The organism is Myxococcota bacterium (genome assembly GCA_039030075.1).
In the GTDB taxonomy this organism is placed as follows: Bacteria; Myxococcota_A; UBA9160; order UBA9160; family SMWR01; genus JAHEJV01.
The window spans coordinates 40,689-63,370 of record JBCCEW010000015.1 but is presented as its reverse complement, the minus strand read 5'-3'; the positions used below and the strand labels follow the sequence as shown (position 1 = coordinate 63,370).

21 protein-coding genes are annotated in these 22,682 nt (G+C 70.4%); 13 read left to right on the top strand and 8 right to left on the bottom strand.

Annotation, left to right across the window (positions count from 1 at the left end):
* Positions 1 to 39: 39 nt before the first annotated feature.
* Positions 40 to 3,018, top strand: coding sequence for a fused MFS/spermidine synthase (locus AAF430_16300; protein MEM7411793.1), 2,979 nt, complete (start codon positions 40 to 42; stop codon positions 3,016 to 3,018).
* Here the strand turns inward: AAF430_16300 and AAF430_16295 are convergent.
* Positions 2,954 to 4,897 carry a hypothetical protein gene (locus tag AAF430_16295; protein ID MEM7411792.1) on the bottom strand — a complete coding sequence of 648 codons (1,944 nt, stop codon included), beginning with the start codon at positions 4,895 to 4,897 and terminating at the stop codon, positions 2,954 to 2,956. The genes AAF430_16300 and AAF430_16295 overlap by 65 nt on opposite strands.
* Positions 4,898 to 5,031: 134 nt before the next feature.
* On the opposite strand from AAF430_16295, the gene AAF430_16290 reads away from it, so the two are divergent.
* Both AAF430_16290 and AAF430_16285 read left to right on the top strand, forming a co-directional pair.
* Positions 5,032 to 6,156 carry an MBL fold metallo-hydrolase gene (locus AAF430_16290; GenBank protein MEM7411791.1) on the top strand — a complete coding sequence of 375 codons (1,125 nt, stop codon included), beginning with the start codon at positions 5,032 to 5,034 and terminating at the stop codon, positions 6,154 to 6,156.
* Positions 6,157 to 6,164: 8 nt separating this feature from the next.
* A complete protein-coding gene (locus tag AAF430_16285) occupies positions 6,165 to 6,410 on the top strand; it encodes a hypothetical protein (protein MEM7411790.1) in 246 nt (81 codons plus the stop codon).
* Between the two features lie 7 nt (positions 6,411 to 6,417).
* On the opposite strand, the gene AAF430_16280 is transcribed toward AAF430_16285, so the two are convergent.
* Together AAF430_16280 and AAF430_16275 are read right to left on the bottom strand one after the other, a co-directional pair.
* Positions 6,418 to 8,055, bottom strand: coding sequence for an SEL1-like repeat protein (locus AAF430_16280; protein MEM7411789.1), 1,638 nt, complete (start codon positions 8,053 to 8,055; stop codon positions 6,418 to 6,420).
* A 33-nt stretch (positions 8,056 to 8,088) separates the two neighbouring features.
* Entirely contained in the window at positions 8,089 to 9,489 is a 1,401-nt protein-coding gene (locus AAF430_16275; protein MEM7411788.1) for a sugar transferase, read from the bottom strand.
* Between the two features lie 324 nt (positions 9,490 to 9,813).
* Here AAF430_16275 and AAF430_16270 point away from each other — a divergent pair, with 324 nt between their 5' ends.
* Together AAF430_16270 and AAF430_16265 are read left to right on the top strand one after the other, a co-directional pair.
* Complete coding sequence (locus tag AAF430_16270; protein MEM7411787.1) at positions 9,814 to 10,662, top strand: AAA family ATPase; 849 nt, start codon at positions 9,814 to 9,816, stop codon at positions 10,660 to 10,662.
* A 114-nt stretch (positions 10,663 to 10,776) separates the two neighbouring features.
* Complete coding sequence (locus AAF430_16265; GenBank protein ID MEM7411786.1) at positions 10,777 to 12,234, top strand: AlkA N-terminal domain-containing protein; 1,458 nt, start codon at positions 10,777 to 10,779, stop codon at positions 12,232 to 12,234.
* Positions 12,235 to 12,258: 24 nt separating this feature from the next.
* Here the strand turns inward: AAF430_16265 and AAF430_16260 are convergent, their stop codons facing one another.
* Entirely contained in the window at positions 12,259 to 12,981 is a 723-nt protein-coding gene (locus AAF430_16260; GenBank protein ID MEM7411785.1) for an FKBP-type peptidyl-prolyl cis-trans isomerase, read from the bottom strand.
* Between the two features lie 64 nt (positions 12,982 to 13,045).
* On the opposite strand from AAF430_16260, the gene AAF430_16255 reads away from it, so the two are divergent.
* Together AAF430_16255 and AAF430_16250 are read left to right on the top strand one after the other, a co-directional pair.
* Positions 13,046 to 14,167 carry a phospholipase gene (locus AAF430_16255; protein ID MEM7411784.1) on the top strand — a complete coding sequence of 374 codons (1,122 nt, stop codon included), beginning with the start codon at positions 13,046 to 13,048 and terminating at the stop codon, positions 14,165 to 14,167.
* Positions 14,168 to 14,482: 315 nt separating this feature from the next.
* Complete coding sequence (locus AAF430_16250; protein MEM7411783.1) at positions 14,483 to 14,746, top strand: hypothetical protein; 264 nt, start codon at positions 14,483 to 14,485, stop codon at positions 14,744 to 14,746.
* Positions 14,747 to 14,794: 48 nt separating this feature from the next.
* On the opposite strand, the gene lpdA is transcribed toward AAF430_16250, so the two are convergent.
* Entirely contained in the window at positions 14,795 to 16,195 is a 1,401-nt protein-coding gene (gene lpdA, locus AAF430_16245) for a dihydrolipoyl dehydrogenase (GenBank protein ID MEM7411782.1), read from the bottom strand.
* A gap of 88 nt (positions 16,196 to 16,283) precedes the next feature.
* On the bottom strand, positions 16,284 to 17,078 hold the full coding sequence (locus tag AAF430_16240) for a prohibitin family protein (protein MEM7411781.1): 795 nt from the start codon (positions 17,076 to 17,078) through the stop codon (positions 16,284 to 16,286).
* 186 nt (positions 17,079 to 17,264) lie between these two features.
* On the opposite strand from AAF430_16240, the gene AAF430_16235 reads away from it, so the two are divergent.
* Both AAF430_16235 and AAF430_16230 read left to right on the top strand, forming a co-directional pair.
* Entirely contained in the window at positions 17,265 to 17,795 is a 531-nt protein-coding gene (locus tag AAF430_16235) for a hypothetical protein (GenBank protein ID MEM7411780.1), read from the top strand.
* 50 nt (positions 17,796 to 17,845) lie between these two features.
* Entirely contained in the window at positions 17,846 to 18,205 is a 360-nt protein-coding gene (locus AAF430_16230; GenBank protein MEM7411779.1) for a hypothetical protein, read from the top strand.
* 13 nt (positions 18,206 to 18,218) lie between these two features.
* Here AAF430_16230 and AAF430_16225 read toward each other — a convergent pair whose 3' ends face one another.
* Positions 18,219 to 18,761 (bottom strand): FHA domain-containing protein, encoded by a 543-nt coding sequence (locus AAF430_16225; protein ID MEM7411778.1) that lies wholly within the window; start codon positions 18,759 to 18,761, stop codon positions 18,219 to 18,221.
* Positions 18,762 to 18,987: 226 nt separating this feature from the next.
* On the opposite strand from AAF430_16225, the gene AAF430_16220 reads away from it, so the two are divergent.
* The 4 genes from AAF430_16220 to AAF430_16205 all read left to right on the top strand — a co-directional run bounded on the left by AAF430_16220 (position 18,988) and on the right by AAF430_16205 (position 21,908).
* Complete coding sequence (locus tag AAF430_16220; protein MEM7411777.1) at positions 18,988 to 19,791, top strand: fatty acid desaturase CarF family protein; 804 nt, start codon at positions 18,988 to 18,990, stop codon at positions 19,789 to 19,791.
* Positions 19,792 to 19,842: 51 nt separating this feature from the next.
* Positions 19,843 to 20,358, top strand: coding sequence for a GTP cyclohydrolase I (locus AAF430_16215; protein ID MEM7411776.1), 516 nt, complete (start codon positions 19,843 to 19,845; stop codon positions 20,356 to 20,358).
* Between the two features lie 106 nt (positions 20,359 to 20,464).
* Complete coding sequence (locus tag AAF430_16210) at positions 20,465 to 21,223, top strand: cytochrome c (GenBank protein ID MEM7411775.1); 759 nt, start codon at positions 20,465 to 20,467, stop codon at positions 21,221 to 21,223.
* 1 nt (position 21,224) lies between these two features.
* On the top strand, positions 21,225 to 21,908 hold the full coding sequence (locus tag AAF430_16205) for a hypothetical protein (GenBank protein ID MEM7411774.1): 684 nt from the start codon (positions 21,225 to 21,227) through the stop codon (positions 21,906 to 21,908).
* A 2-nt stretch (positions 21,909 to 21,910) separates the two neighbouring features.
* Here the strand turns inward: AAF430_16205 and AAF430_16200 are convergent, their stop codons facing one another.
* A complete protein-coding gene (locus tag AAF430_16200; GenBank protein ID MEM7411773.1) occupies positions 21,911 to 22,597 on the bottom strand; it encodes a hypothetical protein in 687 nt (228 codons plus the stop codon).
* Positions 22,598 to 22,682: the final 85 nt, after the last annotated feature.

Sequence of the window (22,682 nt, the reverse complement as noted above, 5' to 3'; positions counted from 1 at the left end):
GAAAATCCAGGCAGTCCGATCAGTTAGAATCGCCCCCCCATGTTGTTCGCGCTTCTGCTGACGTGCTTCTTCCTCTCCGGATTCTCGGCGCTGCTCTACGAGACGGTCTGGAGCCGGGAGTTCGCCTTCGTCTTCGGCACCTCGGAGCTGGCCGTGGTGGCCGTGCTCGCGGCCTACATGGGTGGCCTCGCCCTCGGCGCCGCGCTCGCTGCGCGCTGGGCTCCGCGCATTCGGCGGCCCATCTGGGTCTACGGGGTACTCGAGCTCGCGATCGCCCTGTGGGCGCTGGCGGTCCCGACCGCGATTCGGGCGATCCGGGGCGTCTACCTCGGCTGGCTGGGCGGCCTGGAAGCCCTCCCCGAGACGCTCGGCTGGGCCACCCACGCCTTCCATCTCTTCGGGACCTTTCTCGTCCTGGTGCCGTGCACGGCACTGATGGGAGCCACCCTCCCTCTTCTGGCGCGGCATGCCGTGACGCGCGACGACCAGATCGGACCTCGGGTCGGCATCCTCTATGCGACGAACACCCTGGGCGCGATCGGAGGCACCCTGGCCGCGGCCTTCGTGCTGCTGCCCGCCTTCGGCCTGCGTCACACGGTCTGGATCGGTGCCGGCATCAACGCGCTCGTGTTCGCGGCGGCCGCCCTGCTCTCGCGCGCGGCACCCTCCCACGACGCGCCCGCCCCCGTGCGTACGGGCGGCCTGCCCTGGATCCTGCCGCTGATCGCCGTCTCGGGTGCCGTGTCCTTCGCGTACGAAGTGCTCTGGTTCCGCATGCTCGGCCACATCCTGGGCGCCAGCACCGCCGCCTTCTCGACGATGCTCGCGAGTTTCCTGGCCGGCATCGCGCTCGGCAGCGCCTTCGCGTCGCGCTTCGCCAAGACCCAGCGCGCCGCCGGCCTCGGCTTCGTGCTCGCCCAGCTCCTCACCGCCAGCCTGGCCTGGCTCGGCTTCCTGGCGGCCGACCGCCTCCCCGAGCTGGCCTCGGCACTCGGTGCCAACGTGAACTCGCTCGGCCCGGGCGCGCTCGTCTCGCTGCTCTCGCTGATGCCCCTCACCCTGTGCATCGGCACGACCTTCCCATTCGCCGTTCGACTGCTGGCCCGCAACGCCGAGGAAGCCACCGCATCGAGCGCCCGCGTCTACGCGTGGAACACTGTCGGATCGATCTTCGGTGCGGTCGGCACGGGCTACGTGCTGCTCCCCTGGCTCGGCCTCGAGGGGACGTTGATGGCGGGCGCGACCGCCAGTCTCGTGCTCGCCGGACTCGCGGCCCTCTTCGTCGCCCCCCGTCGCCCGTTGCTCGCCGGCGCGGCCGTCGCCGTCGCCGTCGCTCTCACCCTGATCGGCGCACCGCGTCCCGATTCGCTCTTGCGCCATTCGCCCTTCGGGAGCCACTTCGACGGCGAGTTCAGCTACCTGGGCGTCGGACGCTCGGCCACCGTCTCCGTGGTCCAGACGGGGGAGCGCTGGCGCCTGGCCACGAACGGGCTCCCCGAGTCGCTGGTCGCTCCCACCGGCTATCCCCGCAATCTGACGGCCGCGCGTTGGCTCTCGATGCTCCCGGTCCTCGCGCGTCCCAACGCCAGCGACATGCTGATCATCGGACTCGGGGGGGGCATCACCGTCAACGCGGTGAGTGCGCAGGTGTCGAACGTCGAGGTCATCGAGCTCGAGCCCGAGGTGGTCGTGGCGAACCGCTCGTTGCCCGGGCGTGAGGGGGGCGACCCGCTCGGCGAACCGCGCATCTCGCTCCGGGTCGGCGACGCGCGCGGCGCCTTGATCCTGGCCGACCGCCGCTACGACGCGATCGTCTCGCAGCCCAGCCACCCCTGGACCTCGGGCGCGTCTCACCTCTACACGCGTGAGTTCTTCCAACTCGTGGACTCGCGCCTCACCGAGGACGGCGTCTTCGTCCAGTGGATCGGCAGCGCATTCGTGGACGCCCCGCGGATCGGGAGCCTGCTCGCCGCGCTCCAGGACGTCTTCACCCACGTCCAGACCTTCTGGGTGCAGGGCGCCCTGGTCATGGTCTCGTCCCAGGCCCCGTTCGACTGGAAGGCGTCCGTGCCGCGCGCGATCGCAGCCGCGCCCGAGAGCTTTGCCGAGGAGGGCATCCACCGGACCGAGGACGTGCTGGCCGCGCTGATCGCGGACGAAGCCAAGACGCGCGAACTCGCGGCGGGCGCTCCGATCAACAGCGACGATCACAACCGACTCGCCATGTCGAACCACCCGGTGCGCAACGGCTCCCGGGCCTGGATCTCCGAACTGGTGGACTCGCCGCCCTCGCTCGTCCACCACCTCGACGACCTCGACCTCGCGGTCCTGACCCGACGCATGTGGCGGATGGGAACCACCCAACGCGTGAAGCAGCTCGCCGAGGTGGCGGATTCCGGAACGCAGGCGCTGATGTTGGGCTGGCTGCTCTTCGAGAACCGGCAACCCCAGCGCGCCGCCGCGCTGTTTCGGCAGGCGCTCGCCGCCGACCCGACGAACCGGGACGCGGCGACCGGTCTCGCGCTGGTCGATCCGGAGGCCGACCTCGGCGGTCTGCCGGCAGCCGCCCGAAGCGTCGCATTGGGTCGGCGCCTGCCGCCCGGCAGCTGGAACGAGCTACGCGCGCTCGACGACGATCTCGCGACCTGGCGTCCGGGCGACCTCCTCTACCGCGAAGCCAACGAACTGCGAGCGCGCTGGCGCTTCGCGAGTGGCGAGCCGGCGCGACTCGAGGAGGCCCTCACCCTCGTGAACGAGATGCTGCCGCGCGACTACCTGCCGCGACACCTGCTGCTGCGCGCCGAACTCCTGTGGAAGACGGATCGACGCGACGTCGCCGCGGCGACCCTCGATGCCCTGGCCCAACTCCTGAGCGCACGTCCCGCACCGGCCATTGCGCGACGCGCCGCTTCGATCGCGCGCTCGCTCTCGCCGCCGGCCGCGGCTTCGGTGATCACCGGCCTCGAGCAGGAGGCGCGACGCCAGCCGCGACGTGGAGCGGCGGCGCAGGCTCGCTGAACGCTTCGGGCGCGATTTCGAAGACCCGAAGCGCTCCGAACCGGGCGCGTTCCCGCGCCCGCCCCTCGGCTTCCCAAGCGCGCGTGTGGGCGAGAAGACGCGCGTCATTGGGGCCCAGCACCAACCAGCGCACCGATTCCGCCGCATAGGGCGCCATCTGGGCCGGCCAGGAGACCAGCAGGCGCTGCCGCTGCGCGATGCGATCCGTCGTGATTCCGAAGGCGCGCACCCGCGCCAGCTGTCCGTCCATCCAGACCTGCGGGAGCCCGCCCCATTGGGCGTAGCCCAGCGCCGCATCGAGCGCCGTGCGGACGACCAGCTCCCCCGGCGCCACGCGGGGCCGCAACCAGCTGACCGCGGCCGCGTCGTGCTCCGACAACACCTTCGCGTGTCGTGGGAAGCGAAGCTCGGTATCGCCCGCCTGGAACAGGGCCCAGCCGAAGCTGAGGGACGACCCCACACACAGGAGACACACGGCCGCCGCCGCCATCACGCGCCAGCGCTCCCGGCTCGTATTCACCCAGTGCACCAACGTCACGCCGAGGCCGAGTGTCAGCCCCAGCTGTGCGACGAGCGAGAACTTCACGATGTCCCAGGTGTGCGCGTGCGCGAAGAGCATCACCACGGCGAGACTGCCGAGGACCCAGATGGCCACGGGCGCCGATCGGTCGGGGTGGTGCCGGAAGCCCGACCAGCCACCGAGCAGCACGACGCCGTGGGTGGCCAGGAGCCAGCGCAGCGTGCCGCCCGCAGTCTCGGTGACGCCCGGCGAGAAGACGACGCCGAGCCCCTCCCCGGCGCCGCGGGCGAACCAGGCGCCCGTCACCGAAGCCAAGGCCAGGACAATTCCTGCGGTCGACGTCGCGCCCCACCAGGCACGACCGCGATCGGGAGCCCGGGTCCACGCCTCTGCGGCCCACAGGGCACCCAGCGTGCACAGGAAGAACACGAACTGGGACCATGCCAACGCGAGCAGCAGGCCGCCGGTCGCCACGAAGTACGCCGCCGTCACGCGAGGACGCGAGCCGTAGAGCAGTACGGCCGTGAGACCGAGAGGCAGTCCCAGCGTCCACGGGTGCTGAAAGAAGTAGGACAGCACCGGTGGATTGATCAGCGCACCGTCGACCCCACACCAGCTGACGCCCGGGCAGTAGGTGCAATCGGGAACCGCCGTGTCGCAGAGCGCCGGGATGCCACCCGAGAAGAGCACGAGCGGAGCGGCGACGGCGCCGAGGCGAACACCCGCCAGACGTTGGCCGAGCCGCCAGACGAGGCACCAGCACAGAAACCAGCTGACGAGGGTCGCGAGATCGATCGCGAGCGGAATCGGTACGCGCAGCACCGCCCCGATCGCCGCCGTCCAGGTGTTGAAGCCGTAGTGGTAACGGAGCTCGACCTCACCGAAGGAGAGATTGCGCGGTGGGTAGATCCCGTTCTGGATCTGAGCCGCGATCGCCTGATGCCCTTGGAGGTACACCTCGTCGTGAAACATCCATCCGAACGCGAAGGGCGAGACCAGAGCGGTGGTGACGCCGGCGCCGAGCAGCATCCAGCGCGTGTCCGCGTCGAGGGTCAGACGCGGAAGAATCCGCTCCGGACGTCGGCCCCTCCAGGACGCGGCGTAGAGCGCGCAGCCGAGCAGCGCGGGAAGCGTGGTTCCGAGCCAGAGACCCCAGCGGAACGAGCCCGACGCGTACCCGATCGTGTGACATCCGACGAGCCAGAACGCGAGAGCGAGGCCGGGTGTGGCCACCGCCACCGCGCTGGAGGGGAACTCCCCGCGACGCAGCGTCCGCCAGGCGAGATAGAGGATCGGCGCGATCGCCAGTACGAGCGCCGTCGTCCAGGGGCTGTGGGGAATCTCGATGGGCGACGACACCGGGGTCCTCGGCGCAGGAAGGCGCTCTGGTGTGCATCGGGTGGGTGCAAGCCCCGCTTGAGACTCGGTTTTCCAGCCCCACTTTCCCGGACCGCCCTCGGCGCGACCCCGGGGGATCGTCTAGTGTGGACGTCATGGCGAAACGGCAAGAGCAAGAGCCCGCGCGCGACACGATCACCGAGCTGCCGGGCGGCGTGCTGCGGCTCGAGCTCCCGATCCGGCTGCCGGGTCTGGGCCACGTGAACTGCTACGCCATCCCCGACGCCGACGGGGTCGCGGTCGTCGACCCCGGCCTGCCCGGGCCGGGCACCGCGAAAGTGCTGACCGAACGGCTGAAACAAGCCGGGTTCGCGACGCGCCACGTCCACACCGTGATCGTCACCCACTCCCACCCCGACCACTTCGGCGGCGCCGCACGACTCGCAAAGGAGACGGGAGCCCGCGTCGTCGGCCACCATCGCTTCCAGTTCGGCCCGCTCTCCACCGTCGAAGCGCCCGAGGTCTCGGTGGACGACCTCGCCGCTCACCATCGCCACGCACACGGCGACCCCGACGACGAGGAGACCCTCCCCGAGACCCTGCAGAACGCGATCGAAGACGCTCAGGCCATCCTCGAACGCTCGCGGACACGCGGCCGTACGCCCTGGGGTGGTGAACGCCCTGCGCCGCCGTTCTGGTTCCGCGTCCGCTGGCGCTTCGCCCGCTGGTTGGGGAAATCCTTCGTACCGACCATCACCGCCCCCGTCGAGCACGGCGACGTCCTCCAGCTCGGCAACCGCGAATGGTTCGTCACCCACACGCCGGGCCACACCGGCGATCACATCTGTCTCCACGACCCCGAGTCGGGCGTCCTGTTGGCGGGCGACCATGTCCTGCCCACGATCACGCCCCACATCTCGGGAATCAGCAGCTCGCCCGACCCGCTCGCTTCGTTCTTCTACAGCCTGGACCGGGTGGCCGAGATCCACGGGATCGAGCAGGTGCTGCCGGCCCACGGTCACCCCTTCGAGGATCTTCCGGCCCGGACCGAAGCGATCAAGCGCCACCACGAGGAGCGCCTCGAGAAGGTGCGCTCGATTTCGCGGGACTTCGGGATCCCCGAAACCGTGGAGGCGTTCACTCGCCGACTCTTCAGGGAGCGGAGCTGGGGACCGATGGCAGACAGCGAGACCTACGCCCACCTGGAGCACCTGCGCATCGCGGGCGAAGCCGATCGCACCGAAGACGGCCACGGCACGCTCCGCTACGTCGCAGGTTGAGGAGCCCCGTGAAGAAGCTGGCCATCGACTTCGAATTCGCCTCGCGCACCTGGTGGGAGAACGGCGGACAGGACCTCTGGGATGCCGTGACCGAGGGGTTCGACGGCAGTGGCGTCCTGGTGGACGACGACCTCGCGAAGTCCTGGATGGCGCAGGCCGCGAGCATCGACGGTTGGAACGACGGCACCGAGTACGCACCGCATCCGGTGCGGGCCAGCGAAGTCGACGAGGACGAGGCGGAAGAACTCGCCTAGGGCTGGTTCAACCCTGCTCCGCGAGCTCGCCACGTAGCTGGGTGAGGAGCCGTTGGGCGCGCTGTCGCTGCTCCGGCGTCATGCGGCGCTGGAGACGCGAATGCGGCCGCTCCATGCCCTTGAGACCGGATTCGAGCGCGAGCGTGAACCAGGCGAGTGCCCTCGCATCGTCTCGGTCGACGCCCTTCCCCGTCGCGTACCACGAACCCAGATCGGCCTGCGCCCGGGGCAAGCCGCGCTGGGCGGCTTTCCGCATCCAGCGGACCGCGGCATCGGGATCGCGCTCGACGCCGTCGCCGAGCCGGTAACGCTTCGCCAACAGGAATGCGGCATCGCGCTGTCCTCGCTCGGCGGCCGCCTCGAGCAACTGGACACCGCGGGCGACGTCCCGCTCGACGCCATCGCCGCCCAGGTATGCCAGTGCCAGGTTGGTGTGCGCGTCGAGATAGCCGCGCTCGGCGGCGAGCTTGAACCAGCGCACCGCCTCTTCGCTGCTGCGGTCGACTCCGTAGCCGCGGTCGTACATCGCACCCAGTCGGTTCTGCGCCTCCGGATTGCCACCCGTCGCCGCCTCGTAGGTCCAGCGGAACGCCTCCGCGTGGTCCTCTTCCATCCCGGTGCCTTCGAGGAGGCGTTTGCCGAGCTCGACCTGCGCGGGCGGATGCCCCAGCTCGGCCGCCTTCTCGAGCCAGGTCTTCGCGTCCCCGTCGCCGGCGCTCGGGAAGGTGCCTTCCTCGATCCCCTCGGCCAGCCGGAACGCCGCCTTGCCCTGGCCGTTCTCAGCGGCGGCGGTGTACCAGCGCTGCGCATCCACGAGATTGGCGTCGAGTCCGTCGCCCTTCTCGAGGGAGGTCGCCAGCCGGAGCTGGGCCACCGGGCTTCCCGTGTCGGCCGCCGAGCGGAGCCAACGGATCCCGTCTTCCCGGTTGGCTCCGTCCCCGAGGCCGTTCAGGTGCATCGTCGCAAGATTGAGCTGGCCTTCCGCGTGTCCCTGGGCAGCCGCCGCTTCGAACCAGCGGTAGGCGACGGCGTAATCGCGCGCCGGCCCGTAGTCGTTGGTGTAGAGGAGGCCGAGACGATTCTGGGCCGCGGGATTGCCAGCCTTCGCCGCGCCCTCGAAGTACTTCGCCGCCCTGCCGAAGTCGCGCAGCACGCCGGTCCCTTCGAGATAGGCCGCACCCAGGACCACCTGGGCATCGAGAAACCCGGCATCGGCCGCGCGCGTCCACCACTCGATCGCCCGACGCGGGTCGGCGATCACGCCCTCGCCCGCCATCAAGCGGTTGCCGAGCGCAAAGTGTTCCTCGGGACCCGCCGATTCGGCTGCCTGCTCGTACCAGCGCAGCGCCTCGGTCGGATCCGCCGCGATCAGGGTGCCGGCCGAGTAGAGCTCGGCCAGCTCGGCCGCGGCCTCGGGCGAACCCTGGGCCGCCGCTTCGCCGAGCCAACGCACGGCCTCGGCGCCGTCCGCGTCGACCCCGGCGCCGCGCGCGTAGGCCTTGCCCAGCGAGAGCTGGGCCTCGGCATCACCGAAACGCGCACTCCAGCGGGTCCGGTCGACCTCGCTGCAACCGAGGGCGCCGACCACCACCAGCGCTATCCACCAGACGGCCGCGATGCGACCGCGCTCCCCTTCACTGCTCATGGGCGGGGAGCCTATCGCAGGCCTGGCGCCGGGCTACATCCCCGTGCCGCGCACGATCGCGGGGATCGTGCGGAGCAGGATCTTGATGTCGTTGGTGATCGACCAGGTGTCGATGTACTCGAGGTCGAGTTTCACCCAGCCCTCGAAGTCGATGTTGTTGCGGCCGCCCACCTGCCACAGACAGGTGATACCGGGGCGCATCGAGAGTCGGCGCCGGTCGAAGGTCTCGTACTCGAGGACCTCGTGGGGCAGCGGCGGCCGCGGGCCCACCAGGCTCATGTCGCCGCGCAGCACGTTCCAGAACTGGGGCAGCTCGTCGAGACTCAGGCGACGCAGGATGCGGCCCACCTTCGTGATCCGCGGATCGTCGCGCATCTTGAAGACGGGTCCCTTCATCTCGTTCTTCTTCATCAGCTCGGCCAGACGCTCCTCGGCGTCGACGTACATCGTGCGGAGCTTGCACATCGAGAACGGCCGGCCGTACTGGCCACAGCGCACCTGACGGAAGATCACCGGCCCCGGCGAGGTCGCCTTGATGGCGATCGCGGCCAAGCCGATGATCGGCGCCGACACGATGAGGGCGGCTCCCGAACCGACGACGTCGATCACGCGCTTCAGCGCGAGCAGCGAGCGGCTGTGATGGACGGGCGCGAAGCTCAGGGCGGCGAGCGAGCCGAAGCGGGTGACCCGCGGCGGCGGCAGGTAGTCGCCGAAGAGATCCGAAAGCACGGTCATCGGCACGCCGGCGCTGGCGCAGGTGCTGACCACCGGGCCGATGTCGCCCAGCATCGAGCGCGGGCAGGCCACGATCACTTCGTCGATCACCTGCTGCTTCAGGATCTGCGGCAGGTGGATCAGCTTGCGGATGCGATCCTGGGGAATCCGCGGATCGTGCGGCACATCCCCGTCGTCGAGGAAGCCCACCACCGAGAGACCCCATTCGCGGTGGCGCTCGAGCACCTGGAGCACCGAATGGGCGCGCTTCCCCGAACCCACCACGAGGACGTAGCGGGTGTTGTGACCGCGGGCGCGGAAGGCGCGCACCAGCGCCATTCCGATCACGCGAATCGTGCCGAGCACGAGGAACTGACCGGTGCCGAAGGCGAGCGGGAAGGTCCAGGCGACCGGCGTGGCAGAGAGGGCCACCGCCGTCGCGACGAGCACCGTGGAAAGCGCGCCGGCCAGGACCAGGCTCTCGAGCACCTGGATGATGTCGCGGCGGCGCTGGGACCCGTAGAGCTCGAACTGGTCGAGGATCAGGGGCCAGGCCAGGCAGGCGACCAGACCGGGGACGAGCAGGGCCCGGGTATCGGCCCCGGCGCCGGGATGCGTGACCTCCAGGAGCGAAACCGTCGCCAGAAACACCAACGCGGAGAAGCCGACGTCGATCGTCAGCAGGAGCGAACTAATGAGCTTCGCGTGGGCTCTCAACACGTCGAATGGCAGCCTTCAGAGCGTTCGGAGCAGGATCAGCAACCGCTGCGCACCTTCCCCGCCGTCACCCCGTGTAGTGGCACGTCGAGCGCACTTGGTTACGGGAAACGCGGAGAGGGACACTCACGCAGGGACGAACCCTGCTTCGACGCGACTTAACGGCATTATACCCCCCGGGACGTAGCGAAGAAGAAGGGGAAGTCGGCGTTTTTCAAACAGCATTTGGCGAATTTTGGGCTGTGGACGCTCGTATCCCCATGGGGATACGGTAGTTTGGACACTCCGGCTTTCCTCGCAGCCCCAATCTGCCGTTAAGGCGCATCGATGTACGAGTCGTTCTACGGCCTCGCGGAGCCTGCGTTCTCGCTGACTCCCGACCCTCGCTTCCTGTGGCCCTCGGAAACCCACGAGGAGGGCTTTGCGACGCTCTACTACGGGATCACCCGTCGGAAGGGCTTCCTGCTGCTGACGGGCGAAGTCGGGGCCGGCAAGACCACGCTCCTGCGCGCCGCCCTCGACCAGATCCCGTCGAACATCGAGACGGCGCTGGTGATGAACACGGCCGAGCTCTCGGGTCTCGACCTGTTCAAGCTGATCGCCGCCGAGTACCGGCTCACCGGCCATTTCGAGACGAAGGCCGACTACCTGATCGCCCTCAATCAGTTCCTGCTGCGCCGCCTCGAGCAGGGGCTGAACACGGTGCTGATCATCGACGAAGCCCAGAACCTGGCCGACGGCCTGCTCGAGCAGGTCCGGCTCCTCTCGAACCTAGAGACCAACACCGAGAAGCTGCTCCAGATCGTCCTCACCGGTCAGCCCGAGCTGCGCGACATCCTGGCCCAGCCGGTCATGGCGCCACTGCGTCAGCGCATCGCCCTCGAGCACCACGTGGAGCCGATCCGCGAAGACGAGATCGAGCAGTACCTCGACCACCGCATCAAGGTGGCCGGTGGACAGTTCGGCAACGTCTTCGCCCCCGGTTGCAGTGGCAACTTCTTCGCCGCCTCGGGTGGCTGTCCGCGACTGATCAACCTGTTGGCCGATCGCGTGCTCCTGGCGGGCTACTCCGCCCAGGAACGCCCCGTGAGCGTTTCGCTGGTCGAGGCCAAGGCGAAGGAGCTGAGCGCCAACGTCTCGCCGCCCTCGCCGCGCGCGCCGCGGGCGGATCGCTAGCCCCCTCGCGGCCGCAGCGCACTCCGCGGCTGCCCTCGAGTCCCGGCCGCCGCTTCCCGCGACCAGGTCCGAAAACGGCCGATCGCGGCATGCGATCCGCGCTACAACGGCGTCATGCCGCTCGCGCCGGACGTCTGCTATCGGGCCCTCCAGGCCCGCGATCCGCGTTTCGACGGCCGCTTCTTCACGGCGGTCCGCTCGACCGGGATCTACTGCCGGCCCATCTGTCCCGCGCGGACGCCGCGCCGCGACAACTGCCTCTTCCTCCCCTGCGCCGCTGCCGCGGAAGCCGCGGGATTTCGTCCCTGTCGACGCTGCCGGCCGGAAGCAGCCCCGGGGACGCCCGCCTGGCAAGGCACCTCGGCCACCGTGCGGCGCGGTCTGCGCCTGATCGCCGACGGCCTGCTCGACCGCGAGGGCGTGGGCGGCCTGGCCGACCGCCTGGGCGTGGGCGAGCGCCACCTGCGGCGACTGTTCGTCGAACACCTCGGTGCATCGCCCGTCGCGATCGCCCAGACCCGACGCAGCCACTTCGCGGCGCAGCTGCTGCGGGACACCGATTGGCCCGTGCCCCAGGTGGCCTTTGCGGCGGGCTTCAAGAGCGTGCGCCGCTTCAACGAGTCGATTCGCCAGGCCTTCGAGCGCCCGCCGCGCGAACTGCGCGGACGCGGAACGCCCTCGGAGAGCGGCACGATCCGGCTCCGTGCACGCGCACCCTTCGATGCGCACGCGCTGCTCGATTACCTCTCGGTACGCGCGATCCCCGGGGTCGAACGCGTCCATCGGGGCGCGTTGCAGCGCGTGCTCCGGATCGGCGACGCGCGCGCGCGGATCGAGGTCCGGCCCGCGGCCGACCCCGAGCACCTGATCGTGCAGCTCCACGCCGGCGATGCGGCCCACTGGATGACCATCGCCGACCGCACGCGCGACGTCTTCGATCTCGCCGCGGACCCGGCAGAGATCACCGAGCATCTCGGACGCGACCCGCTCCTGGCCCAGCGCCTGGCCGGCCTGCCCGGTCCGCGGGTGCCCGGCGCCTGGGATCCCTTCGAAACGACGCTGCGCATCCTGCTCGGGCAGCAGATCACCGTCGCCGGCGCCTCGACGCTCTGCGGACGCCTGGCCGCGCGGTTCGGAGAGCGGCTGGAGCCGCCGCTCGCCGACTCGGAAGACGGAGCCGTCGCGATCGCCTTCCCGTGTGCCGAGGCGCTGGTCGACGCGCCGATCGAAGAGATCGGGATGCCGCGGAGGCGCGCCGACGCGGTGCGGGAAGTGGCCCGCGCCGTCGTCGCGGGGCAGCTCGACCTGGGCCCGGGCGCCGACCCGGAGCACACCCGCGAACAGCTGCTGGCGCTCCCGGGGATCGGCCCCTGGACCGCCGAGCTGGTCCTGCTCCGCGCCCTGCGCGAACCCGACGCCTTTCCGGCCGGCGACCTCGGCCTCTGCAAGGCCCTCGACACGTCGCCGAAGGCGTTGGCCGAACGCGCCGAGGCGTGGCGACCCTGGCGAGGCTACGCGGCGATGCTCTTGTGGCAGACCCCGGCCGCCGCGCCGCAGCGGCGCGCCGGTTGAGCCCGCGGCTCGCTTCCGGGCGGGCTAGAGCTGATCGTCGGTGAGCACGTTCGCGCGCTCCCCGACTTCAACGAGGTCGATCTCGAAGCGCAGCGCGGCGCCCCCCCGGATCCGGCGCTTCACGCCCTGCATCCCGAACGCCGTCTGCTCGGGACACACGACCACCGCGCGACCCCCGGCCCCCATTTCCTGCAGAACTTCCTGCCAACACCGCACGGTGGTGCCTACGATCAGGTGCTCGGGTTCGCCGCCCCGCGTACTGCGCCAGATCGATCCGTCGCGCAGGGTCGCGTGGTAGTGCAAGCGCACGTAGTGATCGAGGGTGGGCTTCTCCCCTTCGCCCGGCTCGAGGGAGATCACCACAGTGCCCGACTCGCGCGTGACGGCGCCCGGCTCCTGCGCCGCCGCGGCGACGAAGGGCGCGCTCTTCTCGCGCTCGCGCTCGGCCGCCGCCAGATCTCGCGCGGCCAGGGTCTGCTGGAGCGACGCGATCCGCGCCGGGTCGGCCTCGAGCGCCAGTGGCTGCTCCTGGACCGCCGCTTCCAGGCCCTCGACGAATCGGGCGAGCTCCTCGGGCGAGAGCGTGTAGTCCTGAAGCGGGACGCCGATGCTCACGCCCATCGCGTAGAAATTGCGCTCCTCCTCGCTCCACGCGTCCGGACCGGGTGCGGGGGGCGGCGGACTCGCGCAGGCCAGCGTCAGGGCGGCGAGTCCAGCGAAGCCCACGAGGCAGAAGTGGCGCGACATGCGAACTATGCTCCTTTGCAACGAAACGGCGCGCAGTATACCCGAGCGCCCCGGGGAGAACGGCTTGGAGCAGGGCGACGCCTTTCGGGAAGCGCTGGACCGACTCGGACCGCCGCTCCTGCAAACGCTGCACGCCATCGAACAGGCGATGCGTCACCTGCACCCGCCAGCACTTCCCCAGATCCGCGCAGCCCTCGAACCGTTGGCGACACCCCTCGGCGACGCCACCGCGCGCTTCCTGGAAATCGATCCCGCCGGCGAAATCGCCGACCTCCACGCGCAGTTCCTCGAAGGGGCCGAGCTCGCGTCGCGTGCCCTCGGCGGTCTGTTGGCGCCGCCCTCCCCCACCGAGGGCATCGCCGCCGTGCTGCGCGCCATGCGCGATCATGCCGACGCCCAGGCGGTGCTCTACCCCCTCGCCCCCCTCCTCGTTCCGGTATCGCGCTACTTCCTCGAGGGCGCCTACTGGGACCGCGAGCACGAGCGCGGCTTTCCGCGTTCGGAATCCCGTGTGGGGCTTCACCAGGCCCACAACGGTCCCGACGAACGCGGCGGCTTTCACTTCTACGTGCCCGAATGGCACGACGGCAAGACGCCCCTGCCCCTCGTCGTCGCGCTCCACGGCGGCAGCGGTCACGGCCGCAGCTTCTTGTGGACCTGGCTGCGCGAGGCGCGCAGCCGCGGGTTCGCGCTCTTGTCGCCGACGTCGCGGGGCACCACCTGGTCGCTGATGGGGCCGGACGTCGACAGCGGCCCGCTCCAAGGCATGATCGACTGGGTGAGCGAACGCTGGCCGATCGATCGCGGCCGCATCCTGCTCACGGGCCTGTCGGATGGAGGAACCTTCAGCCTGCTCACCGGCCTGCGCGCCGACGCGCCCTACACCGCCATCGCTCCGATCGCCGGCGTGCTGCACCCGAACCTGTTCGCGAACGGCGGCATGGAGCAGGCCGCGGGACGGCGCATCTACCTGGTGCACGGCGCCCTCGACTGGATGTTCCCCGTGTCCCTGGCTCAGGGCGCCGCCGAGGAGCTACGCAAGGCCGGCGCCGACCTCACCTACCGCGAGATCCCGGACCTCTCCCATACCTACCCCCGCGACGAGAACGACGCGCTGCTCCGCTGGTTCGACCCGACCCTCGCCCTGCCGGAAAGCGCCGAGGCGAACGCGCCGCCGAGCGGATAGCTTTCTGGGGCGCGAGGCCACATCCGGGTGCGCCCTCCATCCCTCGGCGCACCCGGTCGGAGAGAGTGCATGCCCGAGACCCGGTCCCAGTCACGAGCGACCCGCCCTCGGAGCCGCCGCGCCGCGACCTGGCGGGCCCTGATGGGCCTGAGCCTGGCGAGCGTCTGGGCCTGTGGCGCGCCGGAAACGGCGGAGCCCCCGCCCTCGCTCCCCGACGTCGCAACGGCCGTACCGACGCCTTCGCCACGCGATACCCCTCGCCCGCTACCCGGTATCGCGACCGTCGGCTCGGTCCCCAGCGGATTCCCGGGCGACGTGCCGACCTACCCCGGCGCCGTCCCGAACGCCGCGCTCGAGATCCCCGGCCAGAACCTGCTCGCCACCTTCCAGAGCGACGACCTCCCGATCGACATCCTGCGCTTCTACCGCGAGGCCCTGACCCAGGCCGACTGGCAGATCACCGAGCGCCCCGACGACGGGGTCCTCGCCGAGAAGGACGGACGCGAGCTCGCGATCCGAGCGCGCCCGGGAGCGCTGAGCCCCACCGAGATCATCGTCTCGGTCTCGCCCGACCCCTGATCCTGGCTTCGCTCGTTCGCGGCGCGGCCTGCGCCCCGCGGTCCGAGGCTAGATGTGGATCGCGCGATCGAAGGCGTCCAGCACCGACTCGTGCATCGCCTCGCTGATCGTCGGGTGAGGGAAGATCGTCTGCATCAGCTCGGCTTCGGTGGTCTCGAGCGTGCGCGCCACGACGAAGCCCTGGATCATCTCGGTGACCTCGGGACCGATCAGGTGGGCCCCGAGCAGCTCACCCGTCTTCTCGTCGAAGACGGTCTTCACGAAACCCTGGGTATCCCCCACCGCGAGCGCCTTGCCATTCCCCTGCAAGGGGAAGCGACCGACCTTGAGCGCGCGTCCGTCGGCGCGAGCTTCCTCTTCGGTCATGCCGACGCTCGCGACCTGGGGTCGCGAGTACGTGCAGCCCGGGATCTGGCTGCGGTCGATCGGATGAGCGCTCGGCTGGCCTGCGATCTTCTCGACGCAGAGGATGCCCTCGTGGTTCGCCTTGTGGGCGAGGTAGGGAGCGCCCGCCACGTCACCGATCGCGTAGATGCCCGGCTCGGCCGTCCGACACCACTCGTCGACCTGGATGTGACCGCGGTCGACGACCACCCGCGTGGTGTCCAGGCCGAGATCCTCGACGTTCCCGGTGATCCCGACCGCCACGATCAAGCGCTCGGCTTCGAGGGTCTTCGCCTCGCCGCCCTCGGTCTCGACCCGCGCGAGCACTCCGTCACCGGCCTTCTCGACGTGCGCCACGCGCGCCTCGGTGTGGATCTGGATCCCCTGCCGCTCGAACGCCTTGCGCGCGAACGCCGACACCTCCGCGTCTTCCGCGGGCAGGATCCGCGGCAGGATCTCGACCACCGTGACCTCGACGCCGAGGTCGCGGTAGAAGCTCGCGAACTCGATGCCGATCGCGCCCGAGCCGACGATCAACAGAGATCGCGGCATCGCTGTCGGCACCATCGCTTCGCGGTAGGTCCAGATGCGATCGCCATCGGGCTCCATCCCCGGCAGCGACCGCGCCCGGGCGCCCGGCGCGAGGATGATGTGGGCCGCCTGCAGTTCGAGGCTGCCGTCCTGCTGGGTGACCGAGACGCGTCCCGGCCCCTGCAGACGAGCGTGGCCTTCGAAGACCTCGACGCCGTTCTTGCGGAGCAGGTGCTTCACCCCGGCGTTCAGGCGCTTCGCCACCTTGCGCGATCGCGCGACCACCTTCGGCAGGTCGACCCGAAGCTCGCCGACCTCGATCCCGAACTCCGAGGCCTCGGACAGCCAGTGGCGGATCTCGGCGGCACGCAGCAGCGCCTTCGTCGGAATGCAGCCCCAGTTGAGACAGATCCCGCCCAGATGCTCGCGCTCCACGACAGCGGCGCGCATCCCCAGTTGCCGCGCGCGGATCGCCGCGTGGTAGCCGCCGGGACCGCCCCCGATCACGAGGCAGTCGAAGGGCTGGGTGGTCATGGGACTGGATTCCTCCGGATTGCGGTCGCCCGCGCTTCTCTGGGCTCATCGGCCGGGCCTACGGGCGGCCGAAGCCTTTCCGCGGCGCTCAGCGGCCGCGACTTCCCACCGACCGGAAGATCGGCATGTTGGCCTCGGTCGCCACGTAGATGACGTTCGGGTTCTCGTTCAGGGTCTTGATCCAGAGGTACTGGAGATACGAATCCGAGAGCGTCGAACGCACGATCTCCTGGGCCTTCGCGGCGCCCTCGGCCCGGGCGATCTCGATCTCGGCGTCCTTGCGGGCCTGGTCGAGTTCGAAGGTCTTCTGCTGGACCTTCTGTTCGGCGGTGAGCTTCGCTTCGATGCTCTCGCGGAAACGCTGGGGCAGCTTGACGTCGCGCAGCAGGACGTCGACGACCTTGATGCCGCGGGACTCGAGGTTCACGCGCAGGAACTCGCCGAGCTTGCCGGCGATCTCGCGACGACCCTCCTCGGCGTAGATGTTCTTGACCTCGTAGCCGCTGACCACGTCGCGCAGGCCGTTGCGGAAGTACGGGACGATCAGGCGGTCGACGTAGTTCCGGCCGATCGTCTTGCGGATCTCGGGCGCTGCGTCCGGCGACACCTGGAAGAGCAGCGAGGCGTCGAGTCCGACGATCAGTCCCTCCGAGGACGGGACCTGCGCGGTCTCCTTGATCTCCTGGAGCTTCACGTTCCAGGTCTCGACGATTCTCGCCACCGGAATCTGGAAGGCGATGCCCTGCCCGACCGGTTCGTCGTCGATCGAGCCGAACGACTTCTGGACCCCGACCTCGCCATCCTCGATCACGACGCAGCCGGTGGTTGCGACCACCAACAGCAGTCCGCTCACCCATGCCCAGCGCCGAACGTGGTGTTGCACGCCAATCTCCCCCTTGTGCCGCAGGCGTTTGGGCGCCCCGGCTGCATCCGAGTTGCTGGCAAGACTATGGAGCCGTCGGAAGACCAGCAACCCGGCCTCCCCCCAGGGCACCCCCGGACTGACACAACCGGCGTTCCGGAGCCACTCCTTTCTGAACTCCGGGGGGGCCGGGAGGTCAGAACCACCATGCCGAGAGCATCCGCACGCATGCTGTGCACGAGCTGCGGCCACATCGCCGTCCCCGACACCTGGGTGCCGGGATCGGACCGGGCCGAGCTCGCCGCCTGGTGCCTGATGGGCGCGCCCGGCTTCGCGTACTGCGCCTTGCGCCACGCGCGCCGGGTGAAGCTCTGCGCGAACTGCGGTGGCGAAGAGCTGATGCGCGAGGCGCGCCGCTCGCGGCGCGAGGCCCACGATCCGAGCGACGTGTCGCGGGTGTTCACCGAGCACGGCACCCCCTGGCCCCGGGCCCTGGCGGCTCCGAAGGCCCGTCTGCGCCGCGGCGCCGCCCTGGCGGCCGGCGGTCTCGCCTGTGTGGTCGCGCTCTTCGCCGGCACCGGCCATTTCGGGAGCGTCGGGGGCCCGGCGGTGGGCCAGGCGTCGGCACTCGTCGGCATGAGCTGGCTCTTCCTGCAGATGGCCCTGCTCCACCGCGCTCCCGCGCCGTGGCAGGCCTGGGACGAGCGCGGCCGCCCCCTCGACATCGACAGGCTCTAGGCCTCTCGTCAGCGGTTCAAGTCGCTCCCGACCCGCGTCGAAGGAGGCACGTGGTCGAAACCCTGGGCGTCTTCGGCGCCGTCGCACTGCTCGCGCTGCTCGGCTGGCTCGGTCCCGCCGTGAGCGCACTCGGCTGGATGCAGGCCGGAGCGGTCTGCATCGGCGCGGGCCTGCTGCTCGGTGTGCCGACGGGCGTCGTCTACCACTGGCGGCTGGCCGCGGTGCTCCGCGCACGCGAGTGTCTGCCGGCCCGCTGGTGGCTGCGCCCGGTCTCGTTGCATGGGCGCCTGCTTCCCGGCGAGCGCCGCTCGGTCCACCGCTGGTTCTTCCTGGGCGGCGCGGGTTTCCTGCTGACGCTGTTGGGCTGTGCGCTCGTCGTCTGGGGCGTCGCGATGGTGGCGCGCGGCTGACCGCGCGGTCGCACTAGCGATCGAGCTTCGCCACGTAGGCCAGCAAGGCCGGCAGGTCGAGGAAGGTGAGCTCGACCTGGCCGAGCCGCACACTGTCCCCGGCCTTCAAATCCATGGCTTCGCCGTGACCCTGCTGCGGAGCATTGCGTCCGTTGACCGTCGTCCCGTTGGTAGAGCCTGCGTCGCGCAACGGCCACTGGCCGTCTTCCTCTTTCACGAACGCATGGAACCGCGAGATGCTGAGGTCGGGAACGATCACGTCGTTGTTCGCGGCGCGCCCGATCGTGATCAGATGTCCCGGGGAGCGATTGCTCTTGTGCAGCGGATAGATCAGGAGCGAGAGGCTCGCGGTGGAGTCGCCGGGCCGACGGTCGTCATCGAGCAGCTGCACCTCGGTCGTCGCTGGGCCGCGCGGAATGGCGAGTTCCGCGGCCATCAACAAGAGAAACGCGCTCCCATGCTGGTCCTCGAACTCCTCTTTCGAGAGCTCGCGGGCCGGCGCGCGGAGGCCCTTCAGGGGCACACCGGTTCCGCGTTCGAGATCGATCTCCGACATGGCGGCTCCTTCGCTCCCTCCTGATCTCGCGTCGGTGCCCGGCGGACCGAGCTTGAGCGACGCTTCTCGGGGTCACCGGCAACCCGACCGCGTCCCGGCCGGAAAGCCAGGGAACCGGGAAGTGAAACCCGGAGAACGGCCGGGCCGCAGCCAGCCGGCAGCACGCAGGCAGCCGCGGCGGCCACGGTCCGGCAGCCGGCTAGAATCCGCGCTGGCCCTGGCGATGATGCCCACCGCGCAACCGACCTTCTCCGCTTCCCTGGAAGATCCCAACGCCCGCCGCCGCGGCGCGGTGAGCGGACGTCGCACCCGCCGCCTCTACGCCGCCGGGATCGCCGCGGAGCTCCTCTTCGCCACGCTCCACACGACCTGGCTGGTAGGCGCCCTCGTGACGAACGAGGCGGCGAGTCTCCCGATCCTGGCCCTGGGTGTCCTGGCCGGGGTGGCGCTGGGCGACGCGATCAGTGGCCTCGTCCACTGGGCCTGTGACACCTGGGGAAGCCCGGAGACCCCGATCGTGGGCGCCGGACTGATCCGCTGGTTTCGCGAACACCACGACCGGCCTGCGTCCATCCTCGACCACGACGCGATCGAGATTCACGGCCAGGGCGCCCTCGCGGCCGCCGCGGCATTGGGGCTCGCGGCTCTGCCCGGAATCCGCGATGCCCTGCTCCAGGCCCCGGCGCTCTACGCGCTGGGCTTGGCTGCGGTGGTGAGCGCCGCCTTCGCCAACCAGGCCCACCAGTGGGCCCATACCCCGCGCGCACCGCGCCTCGTGCGCGGCCTGCAGCGGCGAGGTCTCCTGCTCTCGCCGGGCCACCATCTCCAGCACCACCGTCCCCCCCATATCGGTCGCTACTGCATCACCGGCGGCTGGCTGAACCCGCTCCTCGACCGCGGCGCGTGGCGCGGCCTGGAGCGGGCGATCCAGTGGGTCACCGGGGTACCGCCGCGGGAAGACCGCGGCAGCGAGCCGACGCCGCCCGTGTCGCGAGAGACCCGGCCGCGGACCCTCGCGAAAGACGGCTAGACTGCGCCGCTCGCCGCCGCACACCCTCGAGCAAGCTCAGAAGGAATCCGCATGAAACTGGTGGAATGGCTCGCCAAGGAAGTCACCGACGATCCGCGCGCTCTGCGCTGGTTCGCCGAGGACGTCGCGGACGCCCGCATCGCAAAGGCGTTCCGGGAGCTCCTGGCGGGCTATGAGATCGATCCGGCCACGATCCTGAAGACCACGCGCATGCTCGAGCCCGACGAGCGGCCGGGCCGCGTCGAGGTGGCGGACATCGGCTTCTACTCGCTCTGTGCTCACCACTTCCTGCCCTTCTTCGGCGAGGTCGACGTCGAGTACATCCCCGGCGATCGCATCCTGGGGCTCGGCAAGCTGCCCCGCCTGGTCGATGCCCTCGCCCGCCGTTTCCAGATCCAGGAAGACCTGGTGCGGGAAGTGGCGCAGGTGATGATGGAGCACGGCCACGCCCGTGGCGTGCGCGTGCGCGCGCGCGGACGTCACCTGTGCATGTGCAGCCGCGGCCCCTCGAGCCCGACATCGGTGACCGAGACCGAGTTCGCCCTTGGTTGCCTGGCCGAGGACTAGCCGCGCTCTCGCGGGGCTGGTGGCGTGCGCCGGGCTCTGGTCCTGCGCGGCTCCTCCGCCACCGACGACCGACGCCAGCCTCCGCTTCGCCAGTCATGGCGACGTCGTGCGCGAGCACGCACGTCCGGAGCAGTCGCTGACCGCCCGGGAGCTGAACGTCTTCGAGCCCTACGAAGGCCGCGAAGTGGCGTTCCGGGCGGTGCCCTTCGCCGACGCGCTCGACGCCGTCTACGGCCCCGGGTGGCGCCAGGACGACGAGCTGCTCTTCACCTGCCGCGACGGCTACCAGCCGACGGTCCCGGTGCAGCGCGTTCTCGACCACCGCGCCTGGCTCGCCTTCGCGCGCGCCGACCAGCCCGGCTTCACGATCCGCAAGAAGGAGTCCGGCCGCTGGCAGACGATCGAGCTCGGCCCCTACTACTTGATCTGGGAAAACCTCGACGACCCGACCGTGCTCCAGGAGGGCGACTACGGCTGGCCCTATCAGCTCGTCGGCGTGGAGCGGGTCCGCGCCGCCGAGCGCTTCCCGCGCATGGCGCCGCGCAGCGACGACGCCGCGGTGACGGCGGGCTTCCGCGCGTTCCGCATCCACTGCAGCCGCTGTCACCAGGTCAACGGGGAAGGCGGCGGCATCGGCCCCGAGCTGAACGCCACCGACGCGCCGGTCGGACTCCGCGACGAGAACTGGCTGCGCACCTGGATCTCGGACCCGAGCCAGATCGTGGCCACCGCGCGCATGCCCGCATTGAACCGCGACCTTCCCGACCGCGACGCCACGATCGATGCCATCCTCGCCTACCTGCGCCACATGGCCGAGGTCGATGCGACCGCGGGCTCGGCGTCCGCACCTCCGGGAGCCTCCTGAGATGGGCCGATTCGAGAACTTCTACAACGGCGCCATCCAGCATCCGTGGCTCTTGTGGCTCGCATTGGCCATCGGACTGTGGTTCGTCTGGCGACGCGACGACTTGCACCCGAGCCTGCGCCGCACCCTCTACGGGCTGGGCGTTCTGAGTTTCGTCGACGCCTGGTGGACGTCGGCCCACGTGTACGGCGTGGGCACCCTCGAAGCGCCCTGGTCGTCCTGGGTGCCGCTCTTCTTCGTGCTCGCCGGCGACTTCCGCTATCTGCTGCTCGTCTGCGCGGGCACCCTCGTCGGCGGCATCGCGCCGACCGGAAAGACGGTCGCCGCGGCGCTCGGCTGGACGCTGCTCGTGCCGGCCTTCTCCCAGGGCGTGCTCGCGGTGTTGCCCGAGTCGATGGCGGGCTCGCGCACTCTCTTCTTCGTGTACGAAGTCGCGTTCTTCGTGCTCGCCGCGTGCTTGCTGACCTGGCACAAGAACTGCCAGGCGGTCTACTGGCTGCGCTCGGTCAGTCTGTTCGTGATGCTCTACTACGGCCTGTGGGCGGGCGTCGACGCCTTCCTGCTCGCGACGGGCTCGGACGTCGGGTTCGCCCTGCGCATGCTGCCGAACTGGCTCTACTACGGCGGCCTCATCGGAGCGATCGCCTGGATGGCGCCCGCGGTGCCGACGGACCCGCCGCGCTAGCGCTACTGGCGGAAGGTCGGGAGCGGGACCGGGCTCGTCCGGCAGACGTCGCAATCGGCGTATTTCTGCAGGTCTCCCGGCAGAATTCGAGCGAGGACCTCATCGGGCGCGGAGGCCAGGGCCGTCAAGGCCGAGTCCATCTTCATTTGGATCACCCGCTCGGGGACTCCGTCGCAGCCGCCAGACCGGCACCACGCGATGAACTGGAGCGCCGCCGCGCGGGTCCCTCCCTCGGTGGGCAACCCGAGATCTTCGGCGTTGTCCGCGGCTCGTTCGAGGTTCTCCTCGAAGGTCGCGGGAGTGGTCTCTTCTTCCTCTTCGTCCAGCGCTTCGTCGTCGAGGCGGCCTTCGTCCACTCCCGCCTCTTCGAGGGGCCCGGAGCCACCCGCGCTGCGCCCGGTGGATCCGCGCAGTGCCTCTTCCTCGGCGCGGCGTCGCTTTTCTTCTGCGATGCGGCGCTCGCGCTCGGTGCGCTCGCTCAGCGTGCGCGCGAAGCGCTCGGCCTCGGCTTCGCGCTCGGCCCGCGCGGCTTCCTCTTCGGCGACCCGCCCCGCCGCACGCTCGGCCGCGGCCTGCGCTTCGGCTTCGCGCTGGGCGCGTGCGCCGTCCCCGGTGCCCTGCCAGACGGCCCAGGCCACCAGCAGGCCGAACGCGATCCCCGCGATCGCCAGCGCTGTCTGCTTCCGCATCGTCTTGGACTCCTCGCCCCACCTCGGCCCGGATCGACCGCGGCCGAAACCGGGCCCGAACCGGCGGGCCAGGATACACCCGGGC